Here is an 11984-nt window from a genome sequence, read left to right as displayed (position 1 = left end):
GGATGGATCGCGGGTGCGGTCAGCGGCGCGGGTGAGGCGCGGGTGAGGCTTGGTTGCGGCACAGGTGCGCTCTGCGACGTGCGGCCAGCCCGGGGCACAATTGCGGACCGGATCGGCGCTGGATCGGGCGGTGTGGTTACCGGAGCGGCGCTGCCGCCCTCCGGTGTTGGCGGACGGGATCGGGCGGCGGTGGCATCCGGTGCCGGCGGGACGGGATCGGGCGCCGGCGGGACGGGATCGGGCGCCGGTGGCATCCGGTGCCGGCGGGACGGGATCGGGCGCCAGCGGGGTGAAGTTGGCCCAAGTGTGTGCCCGGTGCTGGCCGGCGCTATTTTGTCGTAGCTCGCCACTAGTGTGAGTTCCATGGAAGCCGTGAGGGATTTCATCGCCGTTGAGGACTCGGGCCGGGGCATCGCTCCGGCGGGGCCCTCCGGTGTGGCCGGTGTTGCGGGCATGGACTCCGCTCTGGCGTTGCTCCGGGAGGCGGCGGCGACGGCGGTCGGGGACGCCGCCTTGTGGGATTTCCGGGAGGCGGCGGATTTCGCCGGCACGGTCGAGGAGCTCTCGCGGGTTGCGGAATACTTGCAGGTCGTGGCGGCCGGTGCAGTGGACCGGACCCGGGAACAGGCCACCGCCGCCCCGAAAGCAAGCACGGCGTGGACCACCGGTTGGCGCGACGACTCCGCCGACGGCACCGGCGGGCCCGGCAACGCGTTCGGCGCGGCGGCAGCGGACGGCGAGACGGCGTGGGCCACCGGCTGGCGGGACGACTCCGGCCACGGCAGCACCGGGCCTGATGACGCGTCCGGCGCGGTGGCTGCATCCCGATCGGGAGGTGCCGCGGGTTCCGTAGGCGCTGTCGCGGCATCCGGCTCGGGGGGCGCCGCGGAGTCCCGGATGGCCGTGGACGACGGGTACCGGAACACCACGGAGTTCCTGCGGGCGCGGCTGCGGATCAGCGCCGCCGAGGCCCGCCGCCGGCTCGCCCTCGCCGGGGATCTGCTGCCGCGGCAGGGATTCTCCGGGGACCCCTTGCCCCCGGTACGGGAGGAACTCGGTGCCGCCGTCGCCGCCGGCGAGGTCTCGTCCCGGGCCGCGACCATCATCACCCTGGCCCTGGACCGGGTCCGGCACACCTGCAACCCCGAGGCCGCCGCCGGGATGGAACACGCCCTGACCCGCACCGCAGCCGAGAACGACCCCGACCTCCTCGCCCTCGCAGCCCGGAACTGGACCGACGCCCTGGACCAGGACGGCGCCGAACCCACCGAAGAACTCCTCCGCCAACTCCAGGGCGCCTTCATCCGCAAACCCCGCCACGGACTCTCAGCCCGGAACTGGACCGACGCCCTGGACCAGGACGGCGCCGAACCCACCGAAGAACTCCTCCGCCAACTCCAGGGCGCCTTCATCCGCAAACCCCGCCACGGACTGCAGCATCTCGAAATCTTCGCGACCGCCGAACAATTCGAACACCTCCTCACCGTCATGAACAACGCCACCAACCCCCGCACCACCCCCACCAGGACGGGCGCGGCACCTGGAGACGAGGGAGGCGCGGCAGACTGTGAGGGTCCCTCCGGTGCCGCCGGCACGCCGGAAAATGACCCCGGTGCCGCGTGCCTGGACCTCCGCTCGCAGCAGCAGAAACGCCTGGACGGCCTCGTCGGCGCCTGCAAAGTCGCCCTCGCCACCGGCTCGCTGCCCGCCACCGGAGGACTCCGCCCGCAGGTCATGGTCACCATCGACTACCGCGACCTCCTCGCCCGCCTCGAACACATCACCAGCGACGCCGACCGGACCGGAACCAGCCCAGACCACACCACGGCCAGTGAGGCCACAGGACCTTTCTTCCGGCCCAACGCACCAAAGGGGCACACCGGCAACATGCTCTTCACCGGCCCTGTCACCGCCGCCACGGCCCGGAAGATGGCCTGCGACGCCGACATCATCCCGGTCCTGCTCGGCGGCGAAGGCCGGATCCTGGACATCGGACGCGCCTCCCGGGTCTTCCCGCCCCACATCCGCAAAGCCCTCACCGCCCGCGACCAGGGCTGCGCCTTCCCCGGCTGCACCATCCCCGCCCCCTGGTGCGAAGCCCACCACATCACTCCGCCCCACATCCGCAAAGCCCTCACCGCCCGCGACCAGGGCTGCGCCTTCCCCGGCTGCACCATCCCCGCCCCCTGGTGCGAAGCCCACCACATCACCTACTGGTCCCGCGGCGGACCCACCGGAACCGAGAACGGCGTACTGCTCTGTTCACACCACCACCACGTGATCCACAAAGAGCAATGGACCATCCAAATCCGCACCGGCATCCCCTGGTTCATCCCGCCCCCGCACATCGACCCACGCCAAAAACACCACCACCACGTGATCCACAAAGAGCAATGGACCATCCAAATCCGCACCGGCATCCCCTGGTTCATCCCGCCCCCGCACATCGACCCACGCCAAAACCCCCGACGCAACAACTACTTCCACCCCGCCAACCTCAACACCGCCGCCTGACACCGGCAGTTGCGTCGGGTGAACTCGGATCCGCCCTCTGGCTCTCCCACAGGCTTCAGGGACGCCCACTTGCGACGGCACGGCATCAGCTGGGGTCATCAAGGCCTTCTGACGGGGGCAGCAGATCATTCGCGGCACACTCGCACGTGAAATGGGCGAGCCGCCAGCGACGGCCAGTGCGGCACACTCGCACGTGAAATGGGCGAGCCACGCGACGCAAATGACGGCAGGCTGCGTGCAGGCACCGGGCGGCTTCGTCAGGGTGAGCCGGCTGCGATGGCGACCCGCGCGGTCAAGAAAAGCGAGCGACCCGTGTGGTCAAGGAAGCGAGCGAACGAGCGAGCGACCGTCCGGGGCCTGGAACCGGAAAAGGATATGTTCGCGAGAGTTACCGGACAGCGGCCGGATTCGTTGCCGAAGCTGGCTGTGGCTGCGGAAGATTCCGCGCCTCTTTGGTATGCCGCCGACTCCAGCACGCGCTATCCTCAGCACGCCCCGCGCCTTCTTCGGCACATCCGCGCCATCCTCAGCACGCCCCGTGCCATCTTCAGCACACCCCGCGCCATCCTCAGCACGCCCCGTGCCATGTTTCAGCCTGCCCCGCCATCCCCGGCGCCCAGCCCGACATCTAAGGCCGGACGCGCCGGGCCTTTAAGGTCGGGCTCGCCCTACCGGGTGAGAGGCGGTGGCGCCAGCGGGAGCAACGCCGTTCCGGCGGCAACGGTGTCGGCGGACATCTCCCACACCCTCCGCAGGGCACAGAACTTCCACCAGTGGTGCTTCAGGACCTCCGGGTTGGCACGCAACGGACGGACCTCGGTCTGCCCAATTGCGACAGCCAGCAAGATTGGGGAATCGCCGTGCTGCCAGGCTTCCCACTCCCCTGCCACCGGATCCACGAGGCTTTCCTCTGCCTTCATTCCGGCCACCAACTGCATGACCACTTTGTCATCCAGCGGTTTGACGGTGCCGTCGCGGCTGGTCCCCTTGGTTTTGTAATCGATAAGGCATATCCGGCCGTTGATCCTGGCGACGAGATCCAAGGTGCCGGCGTACCCGACGGTCTTGTTCCAAACCGTGATCTCCGGGGCGATCGGTTCCACTTGGAAGAGGTCCCACCACTCGTCGAAGCGGGCAGCGAAGGCTTCTTCACCGTTGGCGGCAAGAGCTTCGCGGGTTTCCTTCATCTGATGCGGACGGCCCAACGCACGCAGGGCAACCTGCTCGCAGTAGTTGTGCACACGATCCCCGCGCTTCGCAGCGTCGTCGCGGTAGGTCTCCGCTGCCTTGGCCGCACGGCTCACCGCTTGGCGCACTTTGGCCGGGCTGCCCAGGATGCCAGGGAGTGTGGGGTCCTGGGCCAGGCTGTTGGCGCCCATGTATCCGAACCAACCGTCCAACCCGTGGGGCTGTTGGCCGATCACGGTGGTGATGGAGGGAACGGAGAACTGCTCTGACGTGGAGCGCGCATACATCCGGCCATATTCCGTGGCATGGGCAAGAAGTGGGGCGGTCATGGGAAGACTCTTTCACGGGGGTCTGACAGTGGAGAAAAACGGCAGTCCGGCTGCACTAACAAGAATGGTCCGCCCCGCTCGGTGAGCGGAACGGACCATTTATTGGGTGGGCGATACTGGGTTCGAACCAGTGACCTCTTCGGTGTGAACGAAGCGCGCTACCACTGCGCCAATCGCCCCAATGCCATTGAATGCTAGCCCACCCCGGCGGAATATAGAAATCGAGGTGCCACGCCGCGCTTGCGTCACCAATTGAGTCCTCCGCCCGACGCCCTGATCACCCTGCCAAGCGACTTGGGTCGCCGGAGGACCCCGGTGGCGACGCCCGAAAAGGCAGGCTAATTACAGGGGTGTAGTTTGCAAGAACCGCTAGAACTCAAGGATGCGAGGGTCTCGGCCCCCGCCGTCCTCGCCCCGATTTGTAAGTTCCCAGAACCTCCTATAGAGTTCTTACTCGTTGGAACGCGAGGAAATGCCGATTGCGGCGGGGAATTGCAGACAATATTGCGGACGTAGCTCAGCTGGTAGAGCACCACCTTGCCAAGGTGGATGTCGCGAGTTCGAATCTCGTCGTCCGCTCGCAGGACACTGTCACGGTATGGTTCTTCGGAATCCTATCTACACGGTGGGTTGGCCGAGAGGCGAGGCAGCGGCCTGCAAAGCCGTATACACGGGTTCGAATCCCGTACCCACCTCGGTGAAAACCCTGGTTCCGGTTTAGGTCGGATGCAAGGGGCGATTGGCGCAGCGGTAGCGCGCTTCCCTGACACGGAAGAGGTCACTGGTTCGATCCCAGTATCGCCCACCAAAGTAAGGCAACTTACTTGATGCAGTACCACCGGCCCAGCCGGCATGGACTAAAAATGCGGACGTAGCTCAGCTGGTAGAGCACCACCTTGCCAAGGTGGATGTCGCGAGTTCGAATCTCGTCGTCCGCTCTCTTCATGACAACTCCACACCGGATCCTTCCGGTTGCGGGCGATTGGCGCAGCGGTAGCGCGCTTCCCTGACACGGAAGAGGTCACTGGTTCGATCCCAGTATCGCCCACCACAAAAGCAGCTCCCCCGGAGCTGCTTTTTTGTGCCCTGCGGGTCCTTCTACCCTGTTCGCCTGAAGCGATTTCTTTTACCCTCTGGGCGGACACCCTTGGCACCCCCGCCACGTCCCGCTAGGGTGGAAGACGCTAGGAGCGATCTGGCTCCGCGACCGAAGGGAGGTGCCCGTGGGTTTACTTGACGATCTAAAGGGCAAGGCTCAGCAAGTTATTGGTGGCAACGAAGGAGCCATCAAGGACGGCATCGAGAAAGCCGGCGACTTCGTCGACTCCAAAACCGGCGGAAAGCACGCCGACAAGATCGATGCTGTGCAGCGCGGCGCTTCCGACTTCGTGGACAAGGCGAACGACCGGCCGAACGCGGCCCCCGTCGCCGAACAGCCTCCCGTCGCCGGTGAGCACCCCGTAACCGGGGAACCCCGCCAGCCAGGCCTCTGACCCAGATACGTCAGCGAGGTGCCGGTCCCGCCGAGAGGCGGCGCCGGCACCTCCGGCGTTTAACGGCACGGCACGGCATTTATCGGCACACCGCACGACGCCGAGGATCGCTGAGCCGCGCCTTCAATCAGCCGCCCCGCGCCGCCCCATACGCACCGCCGCCCAGCCACACGAATCCGCTCCGCCTAACGGCATGTCTAACGAAACAACGCGGGGTCACTCATCGTCCATCCGGTGCAGCAGGATGGGCCGTCAGTGACCCCGCGATGTTGTGAACTCCGCGTTGGCTATGAACGTCAGGAGGGTTCGTGGTTCTGGCCCTCACGGGCCAGGGCGGTGAGGCGCGAAACGGCGCGGAAGTACTTCTTCATGTACCCGCCGGTCATCATTTCCTCGGTGAACAGCTGGTCGAACGGCACACCGCTGGCCAGGATCGGCACGTCCTTGTCGTAGAGCCTGTCCGCGAGAACGACGAAGCGCAGCGCGACGGCCTGCTCGGTGATCGTGTGGACGTTCTTCCAGACCACACCCTCGATGCCGTCGAGCAACTGGCGGTAGCGGCTCGGGTGGACGCCGGCCAGGTGGTCGATCAGGGTGCTGAACTCATCGCGCGCCACCGTCTTGCCGTGGAATTCGCTCTGCATGTGGTGCGTCAGCTGTTCGTTCGGCAGCGGCTGCGGCGCGGCGGGCAGGCCGCGGTGGCGGAAGTCCTCGCCGTCGATCCGGACGACGTCGAACTGGTCCGCCAGCACCTGGATTTCACGGGCGAAGTCGACGGCGGCAAACCGGCCGTCGCCCAGGGAACCCGGCAGGGTGTTGGACGTGGCAGCAAGCTTGACGCCGGCGTCGGCCAGTTCGCGCATGAGCCGCGACATCAGCACGGTGTCGCCCGGATCGTCGAGCTCGAATTCGTCGATGCAGACCAGCTTGTAGTGGCTCAGAGCCTCGACGGTCTTGCGGAAGGACAGCGCCCCCACCAGGTTGGTGTACTCAACGAAGGTGCCGAAGGCCTTGGGTCCGGGGGCGGCGTGCCACAGCGAGGCGAGCAGGTGGGTCTTGCCGACGCCGAAGCCGCCGTCGAGGTAGATCCCGGCCCGGGAGGTGTCCTTCTTGCCGAAAAGGCGCTTGAAGAGCCCGTCTCCGTCGCGCGCACCGACATTTGCCGCGAATCCCTCCAGCGCCTTGACCGCGATGGCCTGGCTGGGCTGGGACGGATCCGGCCGGTAGCTGGAAAACGACACCTCACCGAAGCGCGGCGAGGGATAAAAACCGTTGAGGAGTTCATCCACTGAAACTGCCGGGGTGCGGGCGGCGAGCTGTTCGATCTGTACCAAGGTGGTCCGTTCTGCTGGTCTCTTGTCCCCAGAAAGAATACCGGCATTGCGCGGGCCGCTCGTCGGTCCACCGCTTCGCGGCGTGGACTCGCGGCGTGGACGGGAGGACTTCACGTGACGAAGGCCATATTTCCGAGTGTGAACGCGGTGGAACAATCCCGGCGGGGCGTGGTTAGTGTTGGAGAAGGCCCGGCGCCGTCATTCACTCCTTCCATGGCCCGGCCTCCTGACCGTTTCAGTGAAAGGCCATCAAATGCCCTACCCCGTTGAGCAGAACGAGAAGTTCGCCGCCTACGCCCACCCCGAGCGGCTCGTGTCCACCGAGTGGCTGGCTGCCGCGATCGACTCCGGCGCCCTCCAGGACGGCAAGCTAGTGGTGGTGGAATCCGACGAGGACGTGCTGCTTTACGAGACCGGCCACATCCCGGGAGCCGTGAAGATCGACTGGCACACCGACCTGAACGACGAGGTCACCCGCGACTACGTGGACGGCGCGGCATTCGCCGCCCTCGCCGCGGCCAAGGGAATCTCCCGGGACAGCACGGTAGTCATCTACGGCGACAAATCCAACTGGTGGGCAGCCTACGCGCTGTGGGTCTTCACGCTGTTCGGTCACGAGGACGTCCGGCTGCTCGACGGCGGCCGGGACAAGTGGATCGCCGAAGGACGGGCTATCACCACGGACAAGACGGCCACCGCGGACGGCGACTACCCCGTCGTCGAGCGCAACGACGCCCCGATCCGCGCCTTCAAGGAAGACGTGCTGGCCCACTTCGGCAAGCCGCTGATCGACGTCCGCTCCACCGAGGAGTACACGGGCCAGCGCACGCACATGCCGGCCTACCCCGAGGAAGGCGCCCTGCGCGGCGGGCACATCCCCACCGCGGCGTCCATCCCGTGGGCGCGTGCGGCTGCCGAGGACGGCACCTACCGCAACCGCCCCGAACTTGAGGCCCTCTACCTCGGCGAGGCCGGGCTGAAGGAAGGCGACGACGTCGTGGCGTACTGCCGTATCGGCGAGCGTTCCAGCCACACCTGGTTCGCGCTCAAGTATCTGCTGGGCTTCGAAACGGTCCGCAACTACGACGGGTCCTGGACCGAATGGGGCAACGCAGTGCGCGTCCCCATCGTCAAGGGCGCCGAGCGCGGCACGGTTCCGGCCGCCAGGTAGCCCGGGCGTAAGCTGGAAGAGATGAATACTGTTGCCCTTCCCACCGCACTGGCGGAAATTGTTGACGACTTCCAGGCCGTCACCGAGCCCGAACGGCTCCAACTGCTGCTCGAGTTCTCCCGCGAACTCCCGGAACTCCCGGAACGGCTCAAGGACCACCCGGAGCTGATGGAGCAGGTGGTCGAGTGCCAGTCGCCGCTGTTCCTGACCATTGAAACGGAAAAGTCCGACGGCGGCGCGGCCGACAGCGTCCGGCTCTTCTTCAAAGCACCGCCGGAGGCCCCCACCACCCGCGGCTTCGCGGGCGTGCTGCACGAAGGCCTCGACGGGCTGAGCCCGGCGGAGATCCTGGCCGTCCCGGATGACATGCCGGAACTGCTGGGACTGACCAGGGCCATCACTCCGCTGCGGATGCGCGGGATGACCGCGATGCTGGGCCGGATCAAGCGCAAGGTTGCTGCCCTCCCGCAGCACTCCTGACGGATACCCGGTCACTTAGGCAGCTGGACAAGACGGAACCCCATGGCACGCAAACAGGCGTCACAAGGAACCCCGGCAACCGCCGTACTGGCGGCCGCCGGGGTTCCGTTCGTCGCGCACCCCTACAGCCACGACCCTGCTGCCGCCAGCTACGGACTCGAAGCGGCGGAGGTGCTCGGCGTCGACCCGGCCCGGGTGTTCAAAACCCTGATGGTCGACGTCGACGGCCGGCTCGCCGTCGGCGTTGTGCCAGTGAGCGGGAACCTGGACCTCAAAGCGATGGCGGCCGCGCTGGGCGGCAAAAAGGCAGCCATGGCGGACCCGGCAGCAGCCGAGCGCCGCACCGGCTACGTGCTGGGGGGCATCTCGCCGCTGGGACAGCGGCAGCCCTCCCCCACCGTCCTGGATGACAGCGCCCTCGGCCTGGACACGATCCTTATCTCGGGCGGACGGCGCGGCCTGGACATCGAGCTGAGCCCGGCGGAACTGATCCGCCTCACCGGGGCACGCACGGCACGGATCGGCGCCGGCAGGAAGTAGCCGGCGGAATTAACAGCCGCCAAGCGCACCGAGTGTGCAGCACACAGCAGTGTTGCCGGAAAACACTGCCGCGAAGTGTCAACTCGGCAAGACAGGGGCCTCGGGGTTCGGCGACTCGGAATCAGGGGCCTCGGGGTTCGGCTGGCCGGGATTCGCGCGGGGTGCCAGCTGCTGACCGAGCCAGGCCGTGACCAGCCGCTCCCAGCGCTCCGGATCCACGTTCCATTCCTTGGTGTGCCGGGCGCGGTCGAACGTCTCGAAGGTGACCATTTCCGGGTTTTTCTCGGCCAGGGCCGCGGATGGGCCGTAGGGGACGTATTCGTCGTCGACGCTGTGGATGATCAGGGTCGGCGTCCGCAGTTCCACGGCACGGGAAACCCAGTCCATGGCCTTCAGGTCCACCGGCGCGGCGAGGCCGGTCAGCCGCCGGCCCAGCTTGTGGCTCATCATCAGCTGCCCGTACCTGCCCACTGCCGACGGGATCCGGTTGAGCTCGGCGTGGTGCGCCAGCACGTTCACCCAGTTGATGACGGGTGCGTCCAACACCATGGCCCGGATAAGGGGGTGGTAGTGGGACAAATCGGCGGTCTGGAGGCAGATGGCCCCGCCCATGGACCAGCCGAAAAGCACGACTTCCCGGGCACCGTGCTCCAGCGCAAAACCGATGGCCGCCTCGACGTCGCGCCACTCGGTGGAGCCCAGGCCGTAGCGCCCGTCCTGTGCCGACGGCGCGAGCCCGTCATTGCGGTAGGTGATCACCAGGCTGGACATGCCCAGGTCACGGGCGGTCCGGACGGCCCGCAGGCATTCCTGCCGGCTCGCGCCGCGGCCGTGCACCATAATCGCCCAGACGCCCGATTCCTGCGGGGTCCGGACGAGCCACGCCGGTGCGGTCCCGCCGTCGACCTCGATGTCCACGTCCTCCGATGGCAGGCCGATGCTGGCGGGGTCGGGGTACGCGGCCCCGCTCCAGTATCCGCGGCGTGCCGTGCTGAGGTCCCCGCTGTAGACGGCTTCGACTTCGCGCTGGACGGTGCGCTCGGCCGGCGAGTAGGACACGATCCGGCCGATCCGGGCGTGGCCCCGGCCGCCGTCGAAGAAGAACCCGTAGACGCCCTCGACCGTGGCCTCGGGGGTGGCCGCGAGGATGAGCTGCAGCCCGTGCGCGCCCCGGATGACCGCGAGCACTTCCTGGTCCTCCTCCCTGACCCGGGCGGGAGTGATCACCCGGCGGGCAAAATAGAGGGCCAGGGCTGAGGAGCCGGCAGCCAGCAGACCGGCCGCGGCGCTCCCGCCGATGATGCCGGCCACCGCCCACTTGGCGCTGCCCGGAACGGAAACTTCGGCGGCGGAGTTCGCGACGGCGCGGGCGGCCTTTCCATGGGCGGTGGAGATCCGCTGCGGGTCCGGCAGGAGGCGTGAGGAGGAAGCCATGGCACCATTCTTACCGAACACCCGGCCCGGAGTGGCATCCGCGGGCGCCACGGACCCCGGCGGGCAGTTCCTGCTGACGGCCACCGCATGCTCCGGAGCTGCCGTGCGGAGCCGGCAATGCGGGGCCGTGCGGGTAGTCGGCGCCCCAATCCGTGCGGGTGCCCCGGCGCGCGACTAGGCTGGGGGCATGAGTGATCCAATCGTCATTTTGACAGAAGAGCCCCTCGGCGCGGACGACCGTGTCAACATCGAAACCCTGCTTGCCGGCGGTGATGCGCCGCTGGTGGTCCTGGTTCCGGCAAGCACGGAGCGGCACCTCCTGGTGGATTTCCTGGAGAACCTCTCCCTGCTGGAAATCTCCAAGGCCTTCCGTGAACTGACGGCACACTCCGATCCCGCAGGGGAACGCGCCGAAGCCGCTGAAACCCTGGCCGCCTCGCTCGCGGCACTGGCCGGCCTCGGCAGCGGTGTGACCGGCGAAATCGTCGAGGGAAAGGCCGTCGACGGAATGGTCGCCAGGGTACGCGAACTCGGCGCCGGACAGGCCGTCGTGATCACCCGCCCGCACGCTGTTGCGGACACCTTCCACACCGACTGGGCCACCAAGGCCCAGGACAAGTTGGGCCTGCCGGTCCTGCATCTGTACGCCGGTTCGGGATTTATCGGCGACTCCTGAGCGTTAGTCCAACTATGAGCATCTTCAGTAACAAGCCCAAAGTCTCACCCGTAGCCTCCCCCGCCGGGACGGCAGCCGACAGTGCTGCCGGACAGGCGGCTCACCCGCAGGTCGAAAATTCGCCTGTCGAGAAGTCGGAAGAGCAGTGGCGCCAGGAACTGACGCCTGAGGAGTACCGGGTCCTACGCCAGGCCGGGACGGAGCGGCCCTACACCGGCGAGTACTGGGACACCCACACCGCTGGCGTCTACCAGTGCCGCGCCTGCGGCACAGAGCTGTTCACCAGCCGTGAGAAGTTCGATTCGCACTGCGGCTGGCCCTCCTTCTGGGCACCGCTTGCCGAGGGCACCGTCAAGTACATCCACGACAAGACCCTGGGCATGGAGCGGGTCGAAGTCCGTTGCGCCGCGTGTGATTCCCACCTGGGCCACGTGTTCGAGGGCGAAGGCTACGGAACCCCGACCGATCAGCGCTATTGCATCAATTCCGTCTCACTGAAGCTGGTCTCTGCCGGCGACGCCGGCAAGTAGCATCCGGGCCCGACGCCCGGGCCCGGTGCCCCGGCGTCCCCGGGCCCGTCCACCGGGCGTCAGGGTGAATCACGTGGAGGGCCCCCGCCGGCGCCGCATCAGCGGCTGCCGCGGGGCCCTCTGCCGTCCGGACGCAGAACACCCGGAGCGCACCCACGCCGCTGCTGGAGCTGGCACAGGCTGCACAGCCCACTTGCCACAGACCTTCTTATGCTCAGGCCAATTTTGCATTAGGAACCCTGATCTCTTGCTAGGCTCGATTTAGCTACTGACGAGCGACGCTCCCAGCACAGAG

General features: G+C 67.2%; 10 protein-coding genes and 6 tRNA genes. 12 read left to right on the top strand and 4 right to left on the bottom strand.

Features of this window, described 5'->3' with window-relative positions:
• Positions 1-363 precede the first annotated feature (363 nt).
• Positions 364-2514 (top strand): HNH endonuclease signature motif containing protein, encoded by a 2151-nt coding sequence (locus tag ASE96_RS13870; protein ID WP_082492739.1) that lies wholly within the window; start codon positions 364-366, stop codon positions 2512-2514.
• A gap of 668 nt (positions 2515-3182) precedes the next feature.
• On the opposite strand, the gene ASE96_RS13865 is transcribed toward ASE96_RS13870, so the two are convergent.
• Together ASE96_RS13865 and ASE96_RS13860 are read right to left on the bottom strand one after the other, a co-directional pair.
• The gene (locus tag ASE96_RS13865) at positions 3183-4031 is read right to left on the bottom strand and encodes a cytochrome (protein ID WP_056431498.1); all 849 of its coding nucleotides are present in this window, start codon (positions 4029-4031) and stop codon (positions 3183-3185) included.
• A 107-nt stretch (positions 4032-4138) separates the two neighbouring features.
• Positions 4139-4210, bottom strand: a tRNA-Val gene (locus ASE96_RS13860).
• A 327-nt stretch (positions 4211-4537) separates the two neighbouring features.
• Here ASE96_RS13860 and ASE96_RS13855 point away from each other — a divergent pair.
• The 6 genes from ASE96_RS13855 to ASE96_RS13830 all read left to right on the top strand — a co-directional run bounded on the left by ASE96_RS13855 (position 4538) and on the right by ASE96_RS13830 (position 5524).
• Positions 4538-4610, top strand: a tRNA-Gly gene (locus ASE96_RS13855).
• Between the two features lie 45 nt (positions 4611-4655).
• A tRNA-Cys gene (locus ASE96_RS13850) sits at positions 4656-4726 on the top strand.
• 38 nt (positions 4727-4764) lie between these two features.
• Positions 4765-4839 (top strand) — tRNA-Val (locus tag ASE96_RS13845).
• 57 nt (positions 4840-4896) lie between these two features.
• Positions 4897-4969: transfer RNA gene (locus ASE96_RS13840), tRNA-Gly, on the top strand.
• Positions 4970-5007: 38 nt separating this feature from the next.
• Positions 5008-5082, top strand: a tRNA-Val gene (locus tag ASE96_RS13835).
• 172 nt (positions 5083-5254) lie between these two features.
• A complete protein-coding gene (locus tag ASE96_RS13830; protein WP_056431495.1) occupies positions 5255-5524 on the top strand; it encodes an antitoxin in 270 nt (89 codons plus the stop codon).
• Positions 5525-5820: 296 nt separating this feature from the next.
• Here the strand turns inward: ASE96_RS13830 and zapE are convergent, their stop codons facing one another.
• Positions 5821-6858 (bottom strand): cell division protein ZapE, encoded by a 1038-nt coding sequence (gene zapE / locus ASE96_RS13825; RefSeq protein ID WP_056431491.1) that lies wholly within the window; start codon positions 6856-6858, stop codon positions 5821-5823.
• 253 nt (positions 6859-7111) lie between these two features.
• On the opposite strand from zapE, the gene ASE96_RS13820 reads away from it, so the two are divergent.
• Genes ASE96_RS13820 through ybaK form a run of 3 tightly spaced genes read left to right on the top strand, consistent with a single transcriptional unit; the run spans position 7112 to position 9049 of the window.
• Positions 7112-8029, top strand: a complete 918-nt coding sequence (locus ASE96_RS13820) for a sulfurtransferase (RefSeq protein ID WP_056431488.1) — start codon at positions 7112-7114, stop codon at positions 8027-8029.
• A 21-nt stretch (positions 8030-8050) separates the two neighbouring features.
• Positions 8051-8509, top strand: a complete 459-nt coding sequence (locus ASE96_RS13815; protein ID WP_056431486.1) for a SufE family protein — start codon at positions 8051-8053, stop codon at positions 8507-8509.
• 42 nt (positions 8510-8551) lie between these two features.
• Entirely contained in the window at positions 8552-9049 is a 498-nt protein-coding gene (gene ybaK / locus ASE96_RS13810; RefSeq protein ID WP_056431483.1) for a Cys-tRNA(Pro) deacylase, read from the top strand.
• Positions 9050-9127: 78 nt separating this feature from the next.
• Here ybaK and ASE96_RS13805 read toward each other — a convergent pair whose 3' ends face one another.
• Entirely contained in the window at positions 9128-10483 is a 1356-nt protein-coding gene (locus tag ASE96_RS13805) for an alpha/beta hydrolase family protein (protein WP_082492738.1), read from the bottom strand.
• 187 nt (positions 10484-10670) lie between these two features.
• Here ASE96_RS13805 and ASE96_RS13800 point away from each other — a divergent pair, with 187 nt between their 5' ends.
• A complete protein-coding gene (locus tag ASE96_RS13800; protein WP_056431480.1) occupies positions 10671-11159 on the top strand; it encodes a hypothetical protein in 489 nt (162 codons plus the stop codon).
• Positions 11160-11173: 14 nt separating this feature from the next.
• Positions 11174-11689 (top strand): peptide-methionine (R)-S-oxide reductase MsrB, encoded by a 516-nt coding sequence (gene msrB, locus ASE96_RS13795; RefSeq protein ID WP_056431477.1) that lies wholly within the window; start codon positions 11174-11176, stop codon positions 11687-11689.
• Positions 11690-11984 lie beyond the last annotated feature (295 nt).

The organism is Arthrobacter sp. Leaf69 (assembly GCF_001422645.1).
Lineage (GTDB): Bacteria > Actinomycetota > Actinomycetes > Actinomycetales > Micrococcaceae > Arthrobacter.
Note: the sequence above shows the minus strand (reverse complement) of the source record. Positions and strands in the feature narration are given on the sequence as shown.

Bases quoted from the DNA above. Each gene is read 5' to 3' on its own strand.
- msrB (WP_056431477.1), top strand. From the start codon at position 11,174: ATGAGCATCTTCAGTAACAAGCCCAAAGTCTCACCCGTAGCCTCCCCC.
- ASE96_RS13865 (WP_056431498.1), bottom strand. From the start codon at position 4,031: ATGACCGCCCCACTTCTTGCCCATGCCACGGAATATGGCCGGATGTAT.
- ASE96_RS13870 (WP_082492739.1), top strand. From the start codon at position 364: ATGGAAGCCGTGAGGGATTTCATCGCCGTTGAGGACTCGGGCCGGGGC.
- ASE96_RS13815 (WP_056431486.1), top strand. From the start codon at position 8,051: ATGAATACTGTTGCCCTTCCCACCGCACTGGCGGAAATTGTTGACGAC.
- ASE96_RS13820 (WP_056431488.1), top strand. From the start codon at position 7,112: ATGCCCTACCCCGTTGAGCAGAACGAGAAGTTCGCCGCCTACGCCCAC.
- ASE96_RS13800 (WP_056431480.1), top strand. From the start codon at position 10,671: ATGAGTGATCCAATCGTCATTTTGACAGAAGAGCCCCTCGGCGCGGAC.
- ybaK (WP_056431483.1), top strand. From the start codon at position 8,552: ATGGCACGCAAACAGGCGTCACAAGGAACCCCGGCAACCGCCGTACTG.
- ASE96_RS13805 (WP_082492738.1), bottom strand. From the start codon at position 10,483: ATGGCTTCCTCCTCACGCCTCCTGCCGGACCCGCAGCGGATCTCCACC.